General features: G+C 69.4%; 17 protein-coding genes and 1 tRNA gene. 2 read left to right on the top strand and 16 right to left on the bottom strand.

Annotated elements, in window-relative coordinates; translation table 11 throughout:
* Positions 1-36: 36 nt before the first annotated feature.
* The 16 genes from AC07PF_RS09070 to AC07PF_RS08995 all read right to left on the bottom strand — a co-directional run bounded on the left by AC07PF_RS09070 (position 37) and on the right by AC07PF_RS08995 (position 19,550).
* On the bottom strand, positions 37-738 hold the full coding sequence (locus AC07PF_RS09070) for a DUF1266 domain-containing protein (protein ID WP_007859323.1): 702 nt from the start codon (positions 736-738) through the stop codon (positions 37-39).
* Complete coding sequence (locus AC07PF_RS09065; RefSeq protein ID WP_494611617.1) at positions 735-1,874, bottom strand: hypothetical protein; 1,140 nt, start codon at positions 1,872-1,874, stop codon at positions 735-737. The genes AC07PF_RS09070 and AC07PF_RS09065 overlap by 4 nt, the downstream gene beginning before the upstream one ends.
* On the bottom strand, positions 1,874-4,195 hold the full coding sequence (locus AC07PF_RS09060) for a hypothetical protein (RefSeq protein ID WP_494611616.1): 2,322 nt from the start codon (positions 4,193-4,195) through the stop codon (positions 1,874-1,876). Before AC07PF_RS09060 ends, AC07PF_RS09065 begins: the two co-directional genes overlap by 1 nt.
* A 63-nt stretch (positions 4,196-4,258) precedes the next feature.
* Complete coding sequence (locus tag AC07PF_RS09055; RefSeq protein WP_494611615.1) at positions 4,259-5,110, bottom strand: C13 family peptidase; 852 nt, start codon at positions 5,108-5,110, stop codon at positions 4,259-4,261.
* A gap of 252 nt (positions 5,111-5,362) precedes the next feature.
* A complete protein-coding gene (gene mdoH / locus AC07PF_RS09050; protein ID WP_494611614.1) occupies positions 5,363-7,393 on the bottom strand; it encodes a glucans biosynthesis glucosyltransferase MdoH in 2,031 nt (676 codons plus the stop codon).
* Complete coding sequence (locus AC07PF_RS09045; protein ID WP_494611613.1) at positions 7,366-8,934, bottom strand: glucan biosynthesis protein G; 1,569 nt, start codon at positions 8,932-8,934, stop codon at positions 7,366-7,368. Before AC07PF_RS09045 ends, mdoH begins: the two co-directional genes overlap by 28 nt.
* Before the next feature lie 182 nt (positions 8,935-9,116).
* On the bottom strand, positions 9,117-10,550 hold the full coding sequence (locus AC07PF_RS09040) for a sigma 54-interacting transcriptional regulator (protein WP_007853219.1): 1,434 nt from the start codon (positions 10,548-10,550) through the stop codon (positions 9,117-9,119).
* Between the two features lie 3 nt (positions 10,551-10,553).
* Complete coding sequence (locus AC07PF_RS09035; protein ID WP_494611612.1) at positions 10,554-11,204, bottom strand: hypothetical protein; 651 nt, start codon at positions 11,202-11,204, stop codon at positions 10,554-10,556.
* A complete protein-coding gene (locus AC07PF_RS09030) occupies positions 11,194-12,654 on the bottom strand; it encodes a sensor histidine kinase (protein WP_494605637.1) in 1,461 nt (486 codons plus the stop codon). The genes AC07PF_RS09035 and AC07PF_RS09030 overlap by 11 nt, the downstream gene beginning before the upstream one ends.
* Positions 12,655-12,670: 16 nt before the next feature.
* The gene (gene miaB / locus AC07PF_RS09025) at positions 12,671-14,011 is read right to left on the bottom strand and encodes a tRNA (N6-isopentenyl adenosine(37)-C2)-methylthiotransferase MiaB (RefSeq protein ID WP_494611611.1); all 1,341 of its coding nucleotides are present in this window, start codon (positions 14,009-14,011) and stop codon (positions 12,671-12,673) included.
* 112 nt (positions 14,012-14,123) lie between these two features.
* Positions 14,124-14,570, bottom strand: coding sequence for a hypothetical protein (locus tag AC07PF_RS09020; protein WP_494611610.1), 447 nt, complete (start codon positions 14,568-14,570; stop codon positions 14,124-14,126).
* Positions 14,571-14,736: 166 nt separating this feature from the next.
* Positions 14,737-14,813, bottom strand: a tRNA-Met gene (locus AC07PF_RS09015).
* Positions 14,814-14,839: 26 nt separating this feature from the next.
* A complete protein-coding gene (locus AC07PF_RS09010; protein ID WP_494611609.1) occupies positions 14,840-15,619 on the bottom strand; it encodes an enoyl-CoA hydratase in 780 nt (259 codons plus the stop codon).
* Between the two features lie 89 nt (positions 15,620-15,708).
* The gene (locus AC07PF_RS09005; protein ID WP_494611608.1) at positions 15,709-17,496 is read right to left on the bottom strand and encodes a M61 family metallopeptidase; all 1,788 of its coding nucleotides are present in this window, start codon (positions 17,494-17,496) and stop codon (positions 15,709-15,711) included.
* 115 nt (positions 17,497-17,611) lie between these two features.
* Positions 17,612-18,343 carry a DsbC family protein gene (locus AC07PF_RS09000; protein WP_007853206.1) on the bottom strand — a complete coding sequence of 244 codons (732 nt, stop codon included), beginning with the start codon at positions 18,341-18,343 and terminating at the stop codon, positions 17,612-17,614.
* A 73-nt stretch (positions 18,344-18,416) separates the two neighbouring features.
* Positions 18,417-19,550 carry an FAD-dependent monooxygenase gene (locus tag AC07PF_RS08995; protein WP_494611607.1) on the bottom strand — a complete coding sequence of 378 codons (1,134 nt, stop codon included), beginning with the start codon at positions 19,548-19,550 and terminating at the stop codon, positions 18,417-18,419.
* A 91-nt stretch (positions 19,551-19,641) separates the two neighbouring features.
* Here AC07PF_RS08995 and AC07PF_RS08990 point away from each other — a divergent pair, with 91 nt between their 5' ends.
* Both AC07PF_RS08990 and ychF read left to right on the top strand, forming a co-directional pair.
* Entirely contained in the window at positions 19,642-20,511 is an 870-nt protein-coding gene (locus AC07PF_RS08990; RefSeq protein ID WP_494611606.1) for an MOSC domain-containing protein, read from the top strand.
* Between the two features lie 84 nt (positions 20,512-20,595).
* Positions 20,596-21,690 carry a redox-regulated ATPase YchF gene (ychF, locus tag AC07PF_RS08985; RefSeq protein WP_494611605.1) on the top strand — a complete coding sequence of 365 codons (1,095 nt, stop codon included), beginning with the start codon at positions 20,596-20,598 and terminating at the stop codon, positions 21,688-21,690.
* Positions 21,691-21,779: the final 89 nt, after the last annotated feature.

Genomic DNA, 21,779 nt, shown 5'->3' with positions numbered 1-21,779 from the left:
CTCCGGTCATCCACAGCCCTGATGAGCGCCGGCTCCTCAGGGCTTTTTCATGGGCGGTGGCGGCAGCGGCCAGGGCAGCCAGTGCCAGGGATGGTCGCGGTTGGCCACCCATTGCGCCACCTCTTCCTCGGTGAAGGCCACCCCCAGGCTGTCGGCGCGCGAATGGGCCACCCATTGATGGCGGCCGCGTGCGCAGGCGCTGCCGAAATCCTGCCAGCTGTGGAAGCAGTCGGCCGCGCGCTGCGCGTTGTGGTGCAGGATCTGCCACTGCGTGGCCTCGTCCAGCCAGCCCAGCAGGGCGGCGGTGCGCGTCGCGAAGGCCACGCGCGCGCAGGCCAGGGCCATCGCGTCGCGCGGGGCATCGTCGGGGCGCAGGGCGTCCAGGCCCATGCGGAACCAGCGCTCGCGCAGCTGCGCGGGCAGGGCGGCGCGGACCTGGTCATCGGCCATGTCGCTGCGCAGGCCTAGCAGGTGCAGCAGGGCCGGGCGCAGGGACTGCTGCAGCGAATCGGCCAGGCGCGGCATGCGCGCATCGGCGAAGCCGCCCTGGATGCGCGCGAAGGCCATGGGATCGGCCAGGGCCAGGGTCCAGCTCCAGTGCGCGTCCAGCACATACTGGCGGCGCAGGCGCGGCCGCCCGTACCAGCGCAGGAAGGGCCCCAGCACCCACAGCAGCAGCCGCCAGGCCAGCCAGCCCACGAGGCAGAACCCCAGCGCGATGAGCAACCAGGCGATCATGGCGGGAGCTCCGTGGCCTGCGTGCCGCCGGCATCCAGTGCCGCCGCCACCGAGGCCGCCAGCGGCAGGCCCTGCAGCAGCGCCGGATCGCGCGCCGCCACCAGCCACTGCACCAGCGGCGAGGGGGCGGGCAGCTCGCGCACCAGTGCGGGCCGGGCCTGCACCAGGCGCAGCTGGTCCTGCTCGTGCACCACGTCGCGCACGGCGCACCAGCCCTGGGCCGTGCGCACGATGCCCATCTGCAGCGCGTCGGGGGGCGCGTCCTCGCAGGTGGTCAACTGGTTGAGCAAGGCCAGCACCTCGCCCTGGTAGCGCTCGATGGGCGGGCGGTTCTGCTTGCCCTTGATCTGGTCGATGGCCAGGCGGCCATCCTCGCGCACATGGGCGCTGATCGTGATGTGTGGCACGTGGCTGGCCGTGCGGTAGGAAAATAGGCGCATGCGCCCCTCTTCGCAGGCCTTGGCGTAGTGCTCGCCGTAGCCGCCGGCCAGGCTGCGCCGGCTCGCGAACTGGCCCAGGCAGTGGCGCATCATCTGGCTCTCGTAGGCCATCTCCGCGCGCAGGTGTTCGCTGTCCGGCCGGAACTCGATGAAATGGCACTGCTCGCCCTGCCAGGCCAGCGCCACGGCCTCGCTCTGGTGTTCGCGCCAGCCAGCAGCGGCCTTGGCTTCGTAGGCCGCATGTTCCTCTGCCCACAGGGCCAGCGCCTGCGGGGCGGTCACGCGCTGCAGCTTGCCCTGCAGCGCCGTGCCTTCGCGCGACAGCAGGAACTCCACGAGCCGGGCCTCGAGCGCCAGCACTGCGTCGGCCTCGGGGTCGATCCACCACAGCGGGGTTTCGGGCCCGGGCGCATGGCGCACCGGGGCGTCGCCCAGCCGGGCCAGCGCCCAGTGCGGCACGGGCGCCGGCCTGAGCAGCGCCTGCGCCTGCTCGCGCTGCGTGACGGCCTGCAGCACCGGCGCCGGGGCCTGCAGGTTGCCCACCAGGTGCCGGTAGAAGTGGTTCGCCAGCCAGGCGCGTACCTCCTCGGGATCGCCGCGCTCCTGGCTGCGGCGCCCGATGGCGCTCTGGATGGCCGGCGCGTTGACCACGTCGCGCGCGCCATAGGTGCCGCGCGTGGCGGCGCCAGGCGCCATTACCAGAGTTTCCACCAGGGCTTGCCGGCTGCCATGGCCTTCTTGCAGCTGGCGATGTCGTCGCGCGCGTAGCCGGCCTGCTCGGCGTCGCTCTCGTTGTTCGGGCGCACCATCCTGAGCGACTCCTGGTAGAGCGCCATGGCCCGCTCGAAGTGCTTGGTGTTCTCGTACACGTTGCCGGCCACGCGCCGCACGCCGGGCAGCGCATTGGCCTGCACGCGCGGCATCACGCGTTCCAGCCGCGCCAGCGCGTCGGCCGGCTGCGACCACGCCAGGTTGCGCAGCATGACCAGCAGGGCGCCGAGGTAGTCGTCCTCGTTCGCGGCCTGGTCATCGCCGTCCAGGCCGTTCCACCATTCGTCCAGGCGCTGCAGCCAGATGTCGATCTCGTTGTCGCGGTCGAGTTCGTAGAGCGCGCGGCACACGCGCTTGAAGTAGTCCGTGGGATCGTGGCGCCCGTAGCCAAAGTCCAGCGCGTAGTGCCACAGCGTGTCGGCCGCCGCGATGAGCTCGGCCTTGCGCTCCGATGCCGAGTAGCAGGACACCAGGCCGTTGTGGTGCTCTGCAAAGGGGCTGGTGGCCAGGCCCTTGTGGTGCAGTTCGATGGCCTTGTCGTACTCCTTGAGGTTCCAGCGGTAGTAGATGGCCAGGTTGTTGCACAGCATGGAGTAGACATGCACGTCGCCATCGCGGAACCAGCCTTCGCCCGTGGCGAAGAAGGCCTCGAAATGCACCACGGCCGCCTCGTAGTAGCGGGCCTTGAGGGTGTCGATGTCCTGCTCGGGCCAGTCCTCGTCGCCGCTGGCGCCGCAGGCCTGCTGCAGGTTGAAGTCCAGCCATACGCCGATGTTGTAGCACCAGCCTGCGGCGGGCGAGGCCGCAAACGGCTGTTGCAGCGCCTTGGTGACGCCATGCACCTTGATCCGGCTGACCCACAGCGCCTGCAGCAGGTCGGGCGCGGCCATGGCGGGCTCGCGCACCGCCGTCTCCAGCAGCGGCAGGGCGCGCGCATGCTCACCGGCGGCGAACAGGCGCAGCCCGTCCAGGCACGCCAGCGCCGGGTGCTGGGGCACGGCGCTGCGCACCTGCGCGAGGTGGTGCCCGATGAAGGCCTGCGGGTCCTCGGGGTCTTCCACCCACCCGGCGTCGTCCATGGCGGCGCTGGCCAGCGCCAGGTGCCAGCCGGGGTGGGGCGTGGCGCCCCGGGCCAGGTGCGCCTTCATCTGCGCAAGGGCCACCGTGCAGGCATGCCGCATTGAACCCGGGCGCTTGCTACTGGCGCTCTCGAAGGCCAGCTCTGCCGCGTCGTCCAGCCGGCCGGCTTCGATCAGCAGGTCGAGCACGAAGATGCTGAAATCGTCCTGCTGGTCATTGGTCAGGCCGAAGCGGCCTTGCCTGGCCTTGACCAGGGCTTCGTTGAATCGGCCCTGGCGCTGCAGGGCCCGGGCCTGCAGGCGGGCGCGGCGCACCGAGACGTCGCGCTGCAGCGGCCGGGTGAGGTCGGCGGGCATGCGCGCCGGGATCTGCTGCACGATGGTCTCGATGCTCGTCGGGTCCAGGGCCACGAACTGCTCGCCCAGCTTCAGCCAGTCCTCGTGGTCCACGTCCTGCCCGGGGGCGGCGTTGCGCAGCTGGTCCATGGCCTGCTGCACCAACTGCCGCGCCTGCGCCGCGTGGCCCTCGGCGGCGGCCACTTCGGCCAGGCGCGTGGCTTTTACCGCCTCGTCCCAGGCGCGGTAGGCAGAGCGCCCGGGCTGCACCACCTGCAGTGCATAGCGGGCTTCGGCGCAGCGGCGCCAGACGCCATAGTCCTGGCTGCGTTCGGCCTGCCCTGCCAGGTGCTCCCAGGCCCGGTCGGACTGTTGGTCCAGCGGCGGCTGGGCCAGCAGGCGCGCCATGGCGTCGAGCGCCTGGCGCAGCAGCGCGGCTTGCTCGGGCAGGGCGCGCAAGGCCTGGGTGCGGGCGAAGCCGGCGTGCACCTGCGCGTCGTGGCGCTCGGCGGCAGGCAGCTCGTTCACCAGGGCGGTGGCATGGGTGTCGATGGCCTGCAGGGCCTGCGCCGGCTGGCCGGCCTGCATCCACAGTTCATGCACGCGGTGCAGCACGTCGAGCGATCCGGGCTGCAGCGGCTGCAGGCCCAGCATGTCGGCCAGGGCCTGCATGCGCCGCGCATGCGCGGCTTCCTCGCTCTCGCCCTGGCCGTCCGCTGCGCTGTTCTCTTCGCTGGCCTCGAACAAGGCCTCGGCTTCGTCCAGGTAGGCGTCCAGCAAGGGGCCGGACAGTGGGGTGGCGTGCAGGGTCGGGGCGGTGGCAGTCAGCATGGTGTGCGGCGAAAAAGGGGGCGGAAACGCCGGGGGATGCCCGGCACCAAGGCATGCGTGCGCTTATGGCGCCTGCAGCCAGTCCTTGAGTGGCTGGCCGGCCCAGGCCTTGGCTTCGTCGCCGACAAAGACCAGGGGCTTGGAGGCCGGCAGCTTGCGGCGCTTTTCCTGCGCGGCGATGGATTTCTGGGCTTCGCCCATCCAGTCGGTGACCGACAGCTTCTCGGCACCGGCCTGGCCGAACAGGGCCTCGGCGAACGGGGTGTGGTTGCCCGTGTACTGGCACTTGAACGAGGTGCTGCGCGCATCGGTCGCGGTCAGCACCACGCGGTTCGGGGCCTTGAGCGGTTCGATGAAGGCACCGCTGTAGCAGGCGGACAGCACCACCAGCGTGGGTACCTTGGCCAGGGGGGCCAGGGCGTCGTTGAGGATCTTGGGCGTGATGGGTTGCTGGTTCTTGCCACCCGCGTTGACGCTGAGCAGGCCGGGGTTGGCATGGGTGGAGATGAACAGCAGTACGCGGTCACGCGGGCGCGCCACCTCGGCCGTCTTGGCCATCACCAGCGCGAAGTTCTCGGCCGTGGCCTGCGGCCAGTCGGCGCTCTGGTCCTTGGCCGGGTTGGCCAGCCGCAGCATCAGGGCATTGGGGTCGATCTCGCTGACCAGCTTTTCGGCCAGCTGCACGTCGTTGCGGAAGGCCTTGGACTGCGAGTGCATCGCAAAGCCGGCAAAGATGATGCGGCCTGGTGGCTCGGCCGGCGGCGCGGGTTCGGGGGCGGCCTGGGGCGCGGGGGGCGGGGTCTCGGCCACCTGCGCGGGGGGCGCAGCGCAGCCTGCGGCCGCGAGGGCCAGTGCCAGGGCACTGGCGTGGAAGAAGCGCCGCTTGGCGGCGCAGGGAGCGAGGAGCGATGGCATCGAGGGCAGGTCCACAGGAAGGCAACAACAATCGGCAGAACCCGCCACCTTGTGCGCGGCGGGTTCCGAGGCGTGCGTATCGTAAGGGAGTGCCGTGGACTGTCCAGCGCCTGTTTGGGTGACTGGCCAAGCCGCTGGTTCCGTTGTCATTCACGGCCAGCCAGCATCAGGTGCTATCGAATGGGTAGCGGACAAGAAAAAAGCCGGTGCATGCACCGGCTTCGTGTTTGTGTGGCATTTGTCACACTTTGATCATGCCGCCCGCAGGGCCGGCCGTGCCAGGCGGCTGGCATGCAGCCAGGCGCGGCGCAGTACCGGTGGCGACCACGACTCTTCGGGGATCAGCAGCAGGCGCTGCGCACGCATCGCCTTGCCCAGCGCGATCTGGCTGGTCAGCACCGCCAGCGGAATGGCCAGCGCCAGCGGCAGGCCCACGGGCATGAGCCACAGCAGCGCGCTGCCGTCGACGAAGGCAACGCCCAGGGCCAGCAGGGCGATCACGGCGGTCATGGGCGCGAGCTGGCGCGTGGCCTGGCCCCAGGGCACGGCATTGGCTTCGCGCGGGGGCGACTTCCACTGCAGCTCCAGACCGGTGATGGCCAGCAGCACGAACAGCGAGTGGGCCAGCATGCGCACGGGCGCCTGCAGGATGGCCAGCACGCTTTCGACCACGGCGCTCTTGACCAGGCTCCAGCCGCCGCCGTACTGCGCCTGCTCGCGGCGCATGAAGACCGCGGTCACGCCCAGGATGCGCGGCAGGAACAGCATGGACACCGTCCAGCCCCACAGGCCCAGCAGCTCGGCCGGCAGGATGTGCCAGTTGGCCACCACCGGCGCGCCCGACAGCCACAGGGCCGTGCCCAGCGTCAGGAAGGCCAGCCACAGCGGGGCCGAGAGGTAGGCCATGGCGCCGGTCACGAACATCGAACGGTGCACCGCATGGATGCCGGGCTCGGCCATCAGGCGGGCGTTCTGCAGGTTGCCCTGGCACCAGCGGCGGTCGCGCTGCAGCTCGGCCAGCAGGTCCGGCGGCTGCTGCTCGTAGCTGCCGACCAGGTCGGATACCAGCCACACGTGGTAGCCGGCGCGGCGCATCAGCGCGGCCTCGACGAAGTCGTGCGACATGATGCCGCCCGACATGCCGCCCTTGCCCTCGATGGGCGCCAGCGCGCAGTGCTGCATGAACGGCTCCATGCGGATGATGGCGTTGTGGCCCCAGTAGTGCGACTCGCCCAGTTGCCAGTACTGCATGCCCAGGGTGAACAGGCGGCCGGTGACGCGCGAGGCGAACTGTTGAGCGCGCGCGTGCAGCGTGACGTGGCCGATGGCCTGTGTGGCCGTCTGGACGATGCCGGCGCTGGGGTTGGCTTCCATCAGTTTGGCCATGGAGACGATGCAGTCGCCGCTCATCACGCTGTCGGCATCGAGCACCACCATGTAGCGGTAGTCCTTGCCCCAGCGGCGGCAGAAGTCGGCCACGTTGCCGGCCTTGCGGTGGCTGCGGCGCGTGCGCAGGCGGTAGTACACCTGCACCTGGGGCTGCTGGGCATGCTCGGCCAGCGCGCTGCGCAGGTCTTCCCAGGCGGCACGCTCGGCCTTGGCGATTGCGGGGTCGTAGCTGTCGGACAGCACGAACACGTCGAAGGTCGTGCCGTGGCCCGTGGCCGCCACCGACTCGCAGGTGGCGCGCAGGCCGGCAAACACGGTCGCCACGTCCTCGTTGCAGATCGGCATGATGATGGCCGTGCGCGCATCGGGCGAAAGCGTGTGCGATGCCACGCTTTTGGCCGACAGCGCATGGCGGTCGCCGCGCAGCATGACCCAGAAGCCCATCATGCCGGTCATGAAGCCGGTGACCACCCAGGCCGAGAGCAGCGCGAACAGTGCCATCTGGCCATAGCCCAGCCAGGCGTTGTCGTAGTCGGGCTGCACGCCGGCGAAGAGGGTCGTGGCCAGCGTGGTGCTCAGCACCGTGAGCAGCGCAAAGGTCCAGCGGCGGCGCTGGGCAGCACCCTGCCAGGCCTCGTGCTGCAGGCCGGCCGGGGTGGCCGGTGCGGCGCTGCCGGGGCGGCCGGTCAGGCGCAGCAGCAACGCGGTGCCGATGCTGTTCCAGAAGCCGCGCCAGGGCAGGGGCACCATGGAGCCGCGGTTGAGCGGAGGCGCGGTCATGGAGTTGGGGTGGCGCTCCTCGCGCAGCGTGCTGCGCTGCGTGCGACCGGTGCCATGGTCTTCAAGGGCGAGGGGCTCCGAAGGGCTTACTCGGGAAGAATGATGTGCGTCCATGTTTCGCTCACAGCGTTGTTGTCGTGTTGAAGGAAGGCGCGCAGCTCGATCGGGCGATCGGCCTGCTGGCGCCGTACGCGCACGGTCATGCGCCACTGCCCGGTGGCAGGGTTGCGGTAGGCCGCGTTTTCGAGAACCTTGCCGTTGGCGTCGGCGGTGACGACGGCCTTCACGGCGGCATCGGCCGGCAGGGCCGCCAGCGCCGGGCCGGTGAAATCGACCACGTACTGCACCTGCTGGCGCAGCTCCTGGGCGCTCTGCTTGGAAAAACCCATGCCGCGGCGCGATTGCGTGACCCAACTGCCTGGCGGGCGCTGCTGCTCGTCGCCCTGCCAGCCGAGCTCGTACGAGAACTCCAGCGGCGTGCCGGGGGCTGGCAACTTGGCCGGTACCCAGTAGGCGACGATGTTGTCGTGCGTTTCGTCGGGCGTGTTGTTCTGCACCAGCTCCACGCGGCCCGGGCCCCAGTCGTGCAGCGGGCGCACCCAGGCGCTGGGGCGGCGCTCGTAGCGGGCTTCCACGTCCTCGTAGCTGGCCCACTGGCGGTCGCGCTGCATCAGGCCGAAGCCCTTGGGGTTGGTGGTGGTGAATGAGGTCACCAGCGTGCTGCCCGGGTTCTGCAGCGGGCGCCACAGCCACTCGCCTTCGCCCGTGGCGACCATCAGGCCGTCCGAGTCGTGCACCTCGGGGCGGAAGTCCTGCTTGCGTGGCTGGTTCTCGCCAAAGAAGAACATGCTGGTCAGCGGCGCCACACCCAGCGTGCCGATGGGCTTGGCGGCATTGCCGCGCACGAAGACCCGCGCGCGCACCGTGGTCAGCGTCTGCGGCCCGGGCGTGATGTCGAAGCGGTAGGCCCCGGTGGCACGGGGCGAGTCGAGGAGTGCGAACACGGTGACCTGCTTGCCCTGGGCGTCGGGCTTGGCCAGCCAGAAGTCGGTGAAGCGCGGGAACTCCTCGCCGCTGCCGCCCACCGTGTCGATGGCCAGGCCGCGGGCGGACAGGCCGTACTGCTGGCCCGCGCCCAGCGCGCGGAAGTAGCTCGCACCCTGGAACACGGCCAGTTCGTCCTTGTACTCGGGCGCGTTGAGGTGGTTGTGCAGGCGAAAGCCCGCAAAGCCCAGGTCGCCCCAGGCCTGGGGCTGCACCGTGTTCTTGCCGTAGTCGAAGTCGGCGCGGCTGTAGGGGATGTCGCGCGTACCGGTGGGCGTCACCTCGTGGATGCGCACCGGCTGTGTCTGGTACAGGCCCAGGTGGAAGAACATGGCCTCGAAGGGCAGCTTCTCGGCGCGCCACAAGGCGCGCTCGGGCTTGTAGCGGATGTCGCGCACCTGGTCGTAGTTGAGCTGTGCCAGATCGGCAGGCAGCTTGTCGCTGGCAGCAACGAAAGGCTTGTCAGCGCGCTCGCGTGCCAGCTTCGTCAGGCTCTCGAAATCGAACGCCTGGGCCTGCGCCACGCTGGCCGCCAGCAAGGCTGACAGCGCCAGCACGGTCGCAGCACTGCGGCGCAAGGGGCGTGAAAAGAAAGGAAAGACAGCATCCATGCCGGCATATAGGGCAAACCCTGTGCCAGCTTGAAAAAACGCTTGTATATCAACGGCTTAGGCGTTGTGTGGCCTGTAAGCAGATGTGCGGTGCAGCAAAACAGCCCCAAAAGCCCGGTTTTTGTCGCCGGATAGCGACAAGGGGATGGCCGACTCTGGGCAATCCCTTTGAAATCAACGACTTACTCCTGTCGCTCATCGGCGACGTCATCGCCCAGGCCCTCGTCCGGCGTGGCGTCGCTCTTGAAGTGGCCGGGTGTCAGCGCATGCTTTTGCAACAGCCGGTAGAACTCCGTGCGGTTGCGCTGGGCCAGGCGCGCGGCGTCGGCCACGTTGCCATCGGTCATCTTGAGCAGGCCCACCAGGTACTCGCGCTCGAAGCGCTGGCGTGCGTCGGCAAAGCTCAGCACCTGGGCCGAGGGGATGCGCAGCGCGCGCTGCACCAGCGTGAGCGGCACCAGCGGCGTGGTGGACAGCGCGCACACCTGCTCGACCACGTTGAACAGCTGGCGCACATTGCCGGGCCAGGCGGCCGTGGTCAGGGCCTTGAGCGCCTCGGGCGCGAAGCCCGACAGGCGCTTGTCGTACTTGCGCGCCAGCCGGTCCAGGAAGTGGTTGGCCAAAAGGGCGATGTCCTCGCGCCGCTCGGCCAGCGTGGGCAGCGCCAGCGTCACCACGTTGAGGCGGTAGTACAGGTCCTCGCGGAACTGGGCTGTGGCCATCGCGGCCTCCAGGTCGCGGTGCGTGGCCGAGATGATGCGCACGTCGATGGGCGTGGACTGGCTCGACCCCACGGGCCGCACGGCCCGCTCCTGCAGCACGCGCAGGAGCTTGACCTGCAGGGCCGGTGGCATGTCACCGATCTCGTCGAGCAGCAGGGTGCCGCCCTCCGCGGCCTGGAACAGGCCCTTGTGGTTGCTGGTCGCGTCGGTAAACGCGCCCTTGACGTGGCCGAACAGCTCGGATTCGAGCAGCGCCTCGGGGATGGCGCCGCAGTTGACCGCCACGAAGGGCCTGGCCGCGCGCGGGCTGGCCCGGTGGATGGCCTGGGCCAGCAGCTCCTTGCCGGCGCCGCTGTCGCCCAGCAGCAGCACGCTGGCGTCCGACTGGGCCACCATGTAGGCCTCGGCCAGCAGCTCGGTCATGCGGTTGGAGCGGCTCACGATCTCGGTGCGCCAGGCCTCGTTGGCATGCGCCTGGGCCACCACCGGCGCGCTCAGGGCCAGCGCTTGGCCGATTTTTTCGAGCAGGTCCTTGCCGTCGTAGGGCTTGGTCAGGTAGGTGAAGACGCCGCGCGAGGTGGCCTCCACCGCGTCGGGGATGGTGCCGTGCGCGGTCAGCAGGATCACGGGCAGCGAGGGGTGTCGCTCGCGCACCTCGTCGAACAGGGCCAGCCCGTCCTTGCCGGGCAGGCGCACGTCGCTGAGCACCAGCTGCGGCCGTGCCATCTCGAGCTGGGCCAGCGCGGCCTCGGCTGAGCCGACGGCGATCACCTCGTAGCCCGCGCCCTTCAGGCGCAGCGAGAGCAGGCGCAGCATGTCGGCGTCGTCATCCACCACCAGGATGCGGTGCTGGCCGCTGGCCGGAGCGCTGGATGGCTTGCTGGTTGGAGGCATGGTTCAGCGGGTCTCGCTGGCGGTGGGGGTCGGGGGCCGGGCGGTCATGCTGCGCTCGATGGCGCGCACGGCTTCCAGGCGTTCGTTGAGCTGCTCGGTGCGGCGCTGGGCATCGCGCAGCTGCTGGGCCTGCCGCTCCAGTTGCTCCTCCAGCCGGCGCTGCTGCAGCAGCCGCGCTTCCAGCAGGCGGGCCAGGGGCTGCAGGGGCTGCATGGCGGGGTCGTTGTGGCCCAGCAGGCGCTGCACCTGTGCCAGGGCGCGGGCCGTGTCCACGGGCTGGCGTGTCTGGGCCAGTACCAGCGCCAGGTTCAGGGGGCTGGCGGCCAGCGTGTCCTCGGCCTCGCCCAGGCGGGCGATTTCGCGGCCCAGCTCGGCGGGGGGCATGCGCTGCACGCGGTCGGCATAGGCCAGCGCCTGGGTGAGCTGGGATACCTCGGGCACCGGCGCGCTGGCCTGCGAGGCGGCTGCGCGGGGCGGCTCGGCGGGCGGTGGCGCCACCGGCAGGGGGGCGGGCACCACCACGGCCACGGGGGCCGGCGGTGCCTTGTGCGCGGGCGGTGTGTGGATGCAGGCGGCCAGCAGCGCTGCGGGCGCCAGCACCAGCGCACCGATCTGGCACCGCGCTGCACGGGAAGGGGACAGGCTAGGAGGCATGGGGCAATTCGATGCGAAAGAAGGATTGGTCGCCATCTTCCACCAGTTCCACCCGGCCGCCGTGGGCGCCGATGTATTCCTGGACGATGGACAGGCCGACCCCGGTGCCGCGCACGGCGTCCTCGGGCTGGCGCGCACCGCGGTAGAAGGGCTCGAAGACATGGGGCCGGTCGGCCGGGGCCACGCCCGGGCCCTGGTCGACGACGTCGATGCGCACCCGGCCCGGCACCTTGGACACCGACAGGCGCACCGTGCCCTGCTTGGGCGAGAAGCGGATGGCATTGGACAGCAGGTTGCCGATGGCCGAGGCGATCTTGTCGCCGTCGAGCGCCAGCGACACGGGCGCGCCCTGCACCAGCACGCGCAGGCCGCGGGCCTGCCACTGCAGGCGCTGCGATTCGACCTGGGCCTCCAGCAGCGCCAGCAGGTCGGTGTCGCGGCGGTGCAGTTGCCGGGCCTCGAAGGCGGCGGCGTTGAAGCGCAGCAGCGCCTCGATCTCGTTTTGCAGCACGATCGTGTTGTGGTGCAGGATCTGCGCGACCTCCTGCTGCCCGGGGTTGAGCTCGCCGGTCACGCCGTCCTGCAGCAAGGCCACGCCCTCGCGCATCGAGGCCAGGGGCGTCTTGAGCTCGTGCGACACATGGCGCAGAAAGCGCGCCTTGTCCGAGTCGAGTTCCAGGAGGCGCAGACGCAGCCATTCGAGCTGCAGGCCCACACGGCGCACGTCGGCCGGGCCGCTGATCTGGATGGGCTGCTCCAGGTCGTTCTCGCCGAGCAGTCGGATGGCCCCTTCGAGCCGCTTGAACGGCCGCGCCAGCCAGATGCCGAAGGACAGGGCCAGCACCAGCGCCAGCACGATCACGCCCACCACCTGGTGCGTGACCTCGCGGCGGCTGGCGTCGACCTTGGCCTGCAGGGCGCTGTTGCGCTCGGCATTGAGCTCCTGCACGGCCTGCACGATGGCGTTGTTCAGCGTGTCGAGCGAGGCGAACTCCTCGGCCACAGCGCGTTCGTTCTCCAGCGATACGGCGGCCGGCGCTGCCATGAGCGACTGCACCGTGGCCAGGTGCGCGCGCCACTGCGCCACATGCTTGGCCGCAAGCCCGCCCTCCTGCAGCTGCTGCAGGGTCTGCTGGGCGTCGCGCGCGATGTCGTCGAAGCCGCGGCGCAGCTGCGCATCGCCCAGCACCAGCGATTGCCGCGCCGCGCGCTCCATGGTCTGCCCGCGCTGGCCCAGGGCCTGGGCGGCGGCGCTCAGGCGCGTGGCCTGCACGGCGCCCTCGCGGCTTTGCACCATGAGCTGTTCCAGCGAGTACAGGGCGCCCAGCGAGCTGGCGCCGAGCAGCCCCGCGATCAGCAGAAAGGCCAGCAGCAGCAGTTGCTGGAACGACAGCCCGTGCAGCCGGTTTCTGCCGGGATCGGCTGCGGGGGCCGTGCTGGTGTCCGCCATCGGGGCTGCCGTGGGCTCAGGCCGCAGCGGTTTCGTGGGTCAGGACCTCGCCGCGCAGCGTGTAAGCCTTGGCTTCGGTGATGGTCACGTCCACCATCTGGCCCACCAGGCGTGGCTGGCCCACGAAGTTGACCACGCGGTTGCACTCGGTGCGGCCCATGAGCTCGGTGGCGTCGCGCTTGGAAGCGCCTTCCACCAGGATGCGCTGCACCGTGCCCACGCGGCTTTCGCTGATGGACTTGATGTTGGCGTTGATCACGGACTGCAGGTGCTGCAGGCGGCGCAGCTTCACGTCGTGCGGTGTGTCGTCGTGCAGGCCGGCGGCGGGCGTGCCGGGGCGCGGGCTGAAGATGAAGCTGAAGCTGTTGTCGAAGTGGATGTCGTCGATCAGCTTCATCATCTTGTTGAAGTCGTCCTCGGTCTCGCCGGGGAAGCCGACGATGAAATCGCTGCTCATGGCCAGGTCGGGGCGGATGGCGCGCAGCTTGCGCACCGTGCTCTTGTACTCCATGGCCGTGTAGCCGCGCTTCATGGCCATCAGGATGCGGTCGCTGCCGTGCTGCACCGGCAGGTGCAGGTGGTTGACCAGCTTGGGGATGCTGGCGTAGGCCGCGATCAGGCGCGGCGTGAACTCGTTGGGGTGGCTGGTGGTGTAGCGGATGCGTTCGATCCCGGGGATCTCGGCCACATACTCCAATAGCAGCGCGAAGTCGGCGATCTCGGCGGTGCCGCCCATCTTGCCCAGGTAGGCGTTCACGTTCTGGCCGAGCAGCGTGATCTCCTTGACGCCCTGGTCGGCCAGGCCCGCGACTTCCACCAGCACGTCGTCGAAGGGGCGGCTGACCTCCTCGCCGCGCGTGTAGGGCACCACGCAGTAGCTGCAGTACTTGCTGCAGCCTTCCATGATGGAGACGAAGGCGCTCGCGCCCTCGACCCGCGCCGGAGGCAGGTGGTCGAACTTCTCGATCTCGGGGAAACTGATGTCCACCTGCGGGCGGTCCAGGCGCTCGCGCTGGTTCAAGAGCTCGGGCAGGCGGTGCAGGGTCTGTGGGCCGAAGACCACGTCCACGTAGGGCGCGCGCTTGATGATCTCGGCGCCCTCCTGGCTGGCCACGCAGCCGCCCACGCCGATCTTCACGCCGCGTGCTTTCAGGTGCTTGAAGCGGCCCAGGTCGCTGAATACCTTCTCCTGCGCCTTCTCGCGCACCGAGCAGGTGTTGAACAGGATCAGGTCGGCCTCCTCGGCGTTCTGCGTGGGCTCGTAGCCCTGTGCCGCGTGGAGCACGTCGGCCATCTTGTCCGAGTCATACTCGTTCATCTGGCAGCCGAAGGTTTTGATGAAGACTTTTTTGGCCATGGCGTGAATCTCGTGTCCGAATGGGGATGCGGCGGCGCGCGCGGGGCGGCCGCTGGGGGCAGGTCGGGGCGGGGCGCTGGGCGGGCCTGCGGGGGCCAGCCCGGGCCGGCTGTTATTTCTTGACCGGGTCCGACTCGGTGCGGAAGTTGAACTGGATGCCGTCCGCGCCCTTGCGCGGCTGGGCGGCTTCGCCCTGGGTCAGGATCCAGGCCGACAGCAGCATGCCCGTGCTGTTCTCGACCAGGTAGTTGACCTTGAAGGTCTGGCCCTGCACGGTGTGCAGCATGACCAGCGTGTTCTGCGGCGTGAACAGGCGCATGCCCGGCGCCATGCGGATGGGGTTGCCATTGAGCTTGGCCTCGGACCCGGCCAGCACGGTCAGGTTGCCGCGCAGCGAGGCGTCGGGGAAGTTGCGCATTTCGCCCATGCCGCCGGGCACCTGCTGGGCCTGTGCCGGGGCGGCGGCGCACAGCAGCGCGGCAAGGCCGGCGGCGGCCAGGCTGCGCAGGGATCGGCCTTGGCGGGCCTGGGAGATCGGGGCAGGGGTGCAGCGGTTCATGGTGTGTATCCAGAGGCTGTGAAGCAAGGTGGGGAAGGCGATTTTACCGGCCGGTGCACTGGCAAAGGCCTTTTGGAACAAGCCCTTACCGTGCACACCATGCGCCGAAACAACGCCGGCCAAAGAAAAAACCCGCAGCGCCAGGGCGCAGCGGGTTTTTTGAATGTGGTGGTGGTAGGTGGACTTGAACCACCGACATCAGCATTATGAATGCTGCGCTCTAACCAACTGAGCTATACCACCGCAAGACTGAAATTATAGAACAAAAATTATTGGTGTGTAAAGCTCGCGGGGCGCTTGTTCACGAAGGCGTCCATGCCTTCCTTCTGGTCCTGGGTCGAGAACAGGGCGTGGAACAGGCGGCGCTCGAACATCACGCCGTCCGACAGGCTGCCTTCGAAGGCGCGGTTGACCGACTCCTTGGCGGCCATCACGGCGATCTGCGAGAAGCCCGCGATGACCAGGGCGGCGCCCAGGGCCTCGTCGGCCAGCTTGTCGAAGGGCACGACGCGGCTCACCAGCCCGGCGCGCTCGGCTTCGGCGGCGTCCATCATGCGGCCGGTGAGGGCCATGTCCATGGCCTTGGACTTGCCCACCGCGCGTGGCAGGCGCTGCGTGCCGCCGGCGCCGGGGATCACGCCGAGCTTGATCTCGGGCTGGCCGAACTTGGCGTTGTCGGCCGCGATGATGAAGTCGCACATCATCGCCAGCTCGCAGCCGCCGCCCAGGGCGAAGCCGCTCACGGCCGCGATCACGGGCTTGCGGATGGAGCGGATGGTCTCCCAGTTGCGCGTGATGTAGTCGCCCTTGTAGGTGTCGGCGAAGCTGTACTTGGCCATGGCACCGATGTCGGCACCGGCGGCGAACGCGCGCTCGCTGCCGGTGACGATGACGCAGCCGATCTTCTCGTCGGCGTCGAAGGCCTTGAGGGCCTCGCCCAGCTCGTTCATCAGCTGGTCGTTGAGCGCGTTGAGCTGCTTGGGGCGGTTGAGCGTGACGATGCCGACCTTCTCGGCTTCGGTGCGCACTTCAATGGTTTCGTAGGCCATGGAATCGGATCTCCTTCGGTAGTTATAAGGGGCAGCGTGCCGGGGTCGGACGACTATACCCAAGCGACAGGTGCTTTGCGCGGCCGGGCTCAACCCAGCCAGCGGCCAACGGCGGCGCTGTTGGTCACGCCCAGGCTGATGGTGTCGGGCAGGGCCGCCTTGCGGTCGGCGCCATCGGGCGGCAGCACCAGCGGCAGGTGCAGCAGGCGCCCATCGCGCGCCACCACGGCCTGCAGCTTGTGCTCGGTGCCGGCATAGAAGGCCACGTCGTCGAGCTTCTGCACGCGCCAGCCCTGTCCATCCACCAGCACGCCCAGCCACTCGTCGCCCGCCGCCAGCCCGGCCTTCTCGGCGGCGCCGCCGCGCAGCACGGTCTTGACCTGCACGCTGTGGTTCTCTGCCACGCGCAGGCCCAGGCGCTGGGCCAGCTGCGGGCGTTCGGCCTTGAGCAGCACGCCGTGCGCGCCCAGCAGCTCGGCCAGCGGCAGCTCGGCCGTGCTGTGCACCCAGGCATCGATCTCGGCGTCGAACGAACGGTGCGCCAGCGCCTTGAGCACCGCGCGCAGGTCGGTTTCCGCCATGGGGCCGCCTTCGGTGCGCTTCCACAGCGTGCGCATCACCTCGTCCAGCGTGGTCTTGCCGTCGCGGCGCAGCGCCAGGTCCAGGCACAGGCCCACCAGCGAGCCCTTGGTGTAGTAGCTCACCGTGGAGTTGGGCGTGTTCTCGTCCTGGCGGTAGTACTTGACCCAGGCATCGAAGCTGGCCTGGGCCACCGTCTGCACGTGGCGCCCGGGGGTCTGCAGCACCTGGTTGACGGTCTTGGTGATCAGCCGCAAGTAGGTGGCGTCGTCGATCAGGCCCGCGCGGCGCAGCAGCAGGTCGTCGTAGTAGCTCGTGAAGCCCTCGAAGAACCACAGCAGCTGTGTGTAGTTCTCCTGGCCGTAGTCGTAGCGGGCCAGCTCGGTGGGGCGCAGGCGCTTGACGTTCCAGGTATGGAAATACTCGTGGCTGATCAGGCCCAGCAGCGTGGTGTAGCCGTCGCTGGCGCGGGCCTCGGCCTGGCGCGGCAGGTCGCGCCGGCCGCAGATGAGGGCGGTGGAGTTGATGTGCTCCAGCCCGCCATAGCTGTCGCCCACGGCGTTGAGCATGAACAGGTAGCTCTTGAACGGCGCCTTGCCCTTGTCGCCATGCCAGAAGGCGATGGCCGTCTCGCAGATCTTCTGCGTGTCGGCCAGCAGGCGCTTGCCGTCGAACGAGGGCGCTGCCCCTGCCACCACGAAGCGGTGCGCCACGCCACCGGCGGTGAAGCGGCCGCTCCAGAAGGTGCCCAGCTCCACCGGGCAGTCCACCAGCTCGTCGTAGTGGGCGGCGGCATAGGTGCCGAAGCCGGCCTTGTCGGTGGACCGCGCCGTGAGGCCGGTGGCGACCGACCAGTGCGCCGTGGCGGCCGTGCTGGCCACCTCCAGCGTGTGCTCGCCGTCCTCCTGGCCGTGCACGCGCAGGCACAGGCTGGTGCCGTTGAAGAAGCCGCGCGCCGCATCGAGCCAGGCGGTGCGAACCGAGTTGTCGTAGGCGCAAACCTGGTAGCTCAGCACCAGGGGGTGGCCGGGGCGGCACTCCACTTGCCAGCGGTTCTTTTCGAGCTGGACCAGGGGCACCGTGCGTCGGCCCTGCCGGGCCTGCAACTGCTGCAGGTTCTTGGAGAACTCGCGCACCAGGTAGCTGCCGGGGATCCACACCGGCAGCGACAGCTCCTGCCGCTCGGCCGGGGCCGCGATCGTGAGGGTGACCGAGAATAGATGGGCGTTGAGGTCCGCCGGCTCGATGCGATAGTGGACGGGGGCGTGGGGCGTGTCTTCGGTGCGCTGGGTGGCCATGGGCGGTGCTTTGCGTGGCGTGGGGCCGGGGCACCTCGGGGAGGGGCCTGACCCGCTCGGTTCGAAATCAGGGGAGGCCGGTCACGGGGGGCCGGCGCGTCCCGCAGCGGGCGGTCTAGTTCGTCGTGGGGGTCTCGGCGGCGGCTTCGGCCAGGCGCTTTTCCACGTCCGGCGCTCCAATGGCGCCCGGCACGCGGATGCCATCGGCGAAGATCAGGGTCGGCGTGCCGGTGATCTTGTGCTTCTTGCCGAAGGCCAGGTTGCGCTGCAGCGCCGTGGTGTCGCAGCTGGCGGACGCCGGATTCCTGTCGCGCACCATCATGTCCTGCCAGGCGGCGACCTTGTCCTTGGCGCACCAGATGTTGCGCGACTTCTCGGCCGAATCGGGGCTCAGGATGGGGTACAGGAACAGGTACACCGTCACGTTGTCCACCTTCTGCATGTCGCGCTCGAAGCGCTTGCAGTAGCCGCAGTTGGGGTCCTCGAACACCGCCACCTTGCGCTTGCCGTCGCCGCGCACGATGGTGAAGGCGTCCTTGATCGGCAGGGCCGAGAAGTCCACGGCCGTGATCTTGGCGATGCGGTCCTCGGTCAGGTTGCGCCGCGCCTTGGTGTCGATCAGCTCGCCCTGGATCAGGTAGTTGCCCTTGGCATCGGTGTAGAACACGTCGGTGCCGATGCGCACCTCGTACAGCCCCTGCATGGCCGTGGGGCTGACCTCGTCGATCTGCTTCATCTGCGGAATGCGCTCGGCCAGGGCCTTGCGGATGGCCGCTTCCTGGGCCATGGCCGACAGGCCCAGCAGGGCCAGTGCGGTACCTGCGAGCACGGTGGAAATCAGTTTCATGGTGTTCTCGTTCGCTTGGATTCGGTGTGGCGGGCCTGCGGATGAACGCCGCCCTTGGTTGCCGGTAAGTGGGTCAGTGGATCCCCATGGCCTGGCGGGCCACGAAATGCTTGATCGGTCCGCTGTGCTCGAAACCCTTCATGCCCCAGTTGCGCAGAGCCTGCCAGGGGCCGTCCTGGCGGGCGAACAGCTGCTGCAGACCATCGGTGGCCAGCCCCATCGGCAGCAGCGCCGTCTTGCGCTCCCGTTCGTAGCGGCGCAGCAGCTTCAGGTCGGCCACGCTGCGCCAGTAGTCGCGGCCGTGCAGCAGCCCGGCCAGGGCCTGGGCGTCGGCCAGCCCCAGGTTCAGGCCCTGGCCCGCGAGCGGGTGCACGTTGTGCGCCGCATCGCCGGCCAGCACGAAACTGCGCTGCTGCCTGCCCTTGGGGGGCAGGGCGCCGCACCAGCGGTTGGCCCGGGCCTGCTGCAGCGGCCAGGAGGCGCGCTCGCCGGCCAGTTGCAGGCTGCCCAGCGTGCGCTGGCTCGCTCCCTCCAGGCGCTGCGTGAATTCTTCGGGGGCCAGCGCCAGCAAAGCCGGCACCTGTTCCTTCTGCACAGACCATACGACGGCCACGGAGTTCCCCTCGGGCCCGCCCAGGGGCAGAAAAGCCAGGATGCCGTCGGGCAAAAACCACTGGCGTGCCACCTGGCCGTGCGGCTGTTCGCATACCAGGCGCGTGGCAATGGCGTGCTGTTCATAGGGCGTGACCTCGAAGTCCACGCCGAATTCGGTGCGGGTCTGGCTGGCGCGGCCCTCGCAGACCACCGTCAGCGCGGCCTCGACCGGCTCGCTGAGCGTCTCGACCTGGGGCTGGTAGCGCACGGCCTCGGCCAGCCGGGCCTCCAGGGCCGGCACGTCCACGATCCAGGCCAGAGCGTCCACGCCCTGCGCCTGCGCGTCGAAGCACACCGCGCCGCCCTGGTCGCCCGCCACCTGCATGGAGCGCACGGCCGTGGCATGGGTTGCGTCGGGCCAGCTGCGCAGGCCCTCGAGCAACTGGCGCGAGGCCATGTTGAGTGCATAGGCACGCACATCGGAGTGACCGCCCGACGCCGGGGCCGGGCCGGCCACCAGGGCCACCCGCAGGCGTTCGCGCGCCAGCAGCAGGGCCAGGGTGCGGCCCACGATGCCCGCGCCGCGAATACAGATATCAAAGGTTTGCGCCATGCAGGCCATTGTAGAAGCCGGGGCATGGCCTCGGGCGCAGTGCAAAATTGCGGGCATTTCCCCCGTTTGTCCTTTTCCAGGAGCCCCGCGCGTGACCTTCAGCACCGAATCCGACCTGTCGGGCACCATTGCCCGCCTGTTTGTCTACCCCATCAAGTCCTGTGCCGGCATCGAGGTGCGCGAGGCATTGCTCACCGAAACCGGCCTGGACCTGGACCGCGCCTGGATGGTGGTGGACCCCGAGGGCCAGTTCATCACCCAGCGCGAGCTGCCGCGCATGGCGCTGATCCGGCCCCAGCTCAAGACCGAGGAGATGGTGCTGCGCGCCCCCGGCATGCTGGCCCTGCACGTGGGCATCGACGTGGTGGAAGAACCCATGACCGTGACGGTCTGGCGCGACACCGTGCCCGCCTGGGACATGGGCGCCGTGGCCGCCCAGTGGTTCACCGACTTCCTGGGCACGCCCTGCCGCCTGGTGCGCTTCGACCCCGAGGTGCGCCGCCTGTCCAGCATGGACTGGACCGGCGGGGTGGAGGTGCCCAACCAGTTCGCCGACGGCTTTCCGGTGTTGGTGGCCAGCGAGGCTTCGATGGACAGCCTCAACGAGCGCCTGGCCGCGGCCGGCCACGCCCCTGTGGGCATCGAGCGCTTTCGCCCCAACGTGGTGCTCGCCGGCTTCGAGGCGCACGACGAGGACCGCGTGGACCAGATCCGCATCGACGCCGAGGGCGGCGAGCTGCAGCTCGTGCCCGTCAAGCCCTGCGCACGCTGCCCCATCCCCGACATCGACCCCGCCACGGCCGAGAGCACCCCGGCCGTGGGCGACACGCTGCGCAGCTACCGCCAGGACAAGCGCCTGGATGGCGCCATCACCTTCGGCATGAACGCCATCGTGCGCCAGGGCGCGGGCCAGGTGCTGCGCGTGGGCCAGCGCGTGGCGGCCGATCTGCGCTTCGATTGAGGGCTTGTCCGGGGTGCGTGGGGCGGGGTGCGCGGCGGGCCCGTAAAATCGGGGTTTGTCTCCCGAATTCCAGAAAGCCCTGCCATGAGCCTCCAATGCGGCATCGTGGGCCTGCCCAACGTCGGCAAGTCCACCCTCTTCAACGCGCTGACCAAGGCCGGCATCGCCGCCGAGAACTACCCGTTCTGCACCATCGAACCCAATGTGGGCGTGGTCGAGGTGCCCGATCCGCGCCTGGCCCAGCTGGCCAGCATCATCACGCCCGAGCGCATCGTGCCGGCCATCGTCGAGTTCGTGGACATCGCGGGCCTGGTGGCGGGTGCCAGCCAGGGCGAAGGCCTGGGTAACCAGTTCCTGGCCCACATCCGCGAGACCGATGCCATCGTCAACGTGGTGCGCTGCTTCGAGGACGACAACGTGATCCACGTGGCCGGCCGCGTGGACCCGATCTCGGACATCGAGGTCATCCAGACCGAGCTGTGCCTGGCCGACCTGGGCACCGTGGACAAGGCGCTCAACCGCTACAGCAAGGCCGCCAAGTCGGGCAACGACAAGGACGCCGCCAAGCTGGTCACCCTGCTCACGCGCATCCAGGCTGCCCTCAACGAAGGCAAGCCCGCGCGCTCGGTCGAGATCACCAAGGAAGAGCAGCCCCTGCTCAAGTCGCTGTGCCTGATCACGGCCAAGCCCGCGATGTTCGTGGGCAACGTGAGCGAGGACGGCTTCGAGAACAACCCCTTCCTGGACCGCCTGAAGGAATACGCCGCCAGCCAGAACGCGCCCGTGGTGGCCATCTGCGCCAAGATGGAAGCCGAGATGGCCGAGATGGGCGATGAGGACCGCGACATGTTCCTGGCCGAGATGGGGCAGAGCGAGCCGGGCTTGGCCCGCCTGATCCGCGGCGCCTTCAAGCTCCTGGGCCTGCAGACCTACTTCACCGCCGGCGTGAAGGAAGTGCGCGCCTGGACCATCCACATCGGTGACACGGCGCCCCAGGCGGCCGGCGTGATCCACGGTGACTTCGAGCGCGGCTTCATCCGCGCGCAGACCATCGCCTTCGACGACTACATCGCGCTCAAGGGCGAGCAGGGTGCCAAGGACGCAGGCAAGATGCGCGCCGAAGGCAAGGAATACGTGGTCAAGGACGGCGACGTGCTGAACTTCCTGTTCAACGTCTGACCCCTGGCAGATTGATTCCCCGGCCGGCGCTCCTGGCGCCTGCCCCGCATCCCTGCAGTGCCTTGGGCTTGCAGGGATTTTTTATGCGC

Source organism: Acidovorax sp. GW821-FHT10A04, from assembly GCF_059415825.1.
The sequence above is the reverse complement of the archived record's forward strand: the minus strand, read 5'-3'. Positions and strand labels throughout refer to the sequence as shown.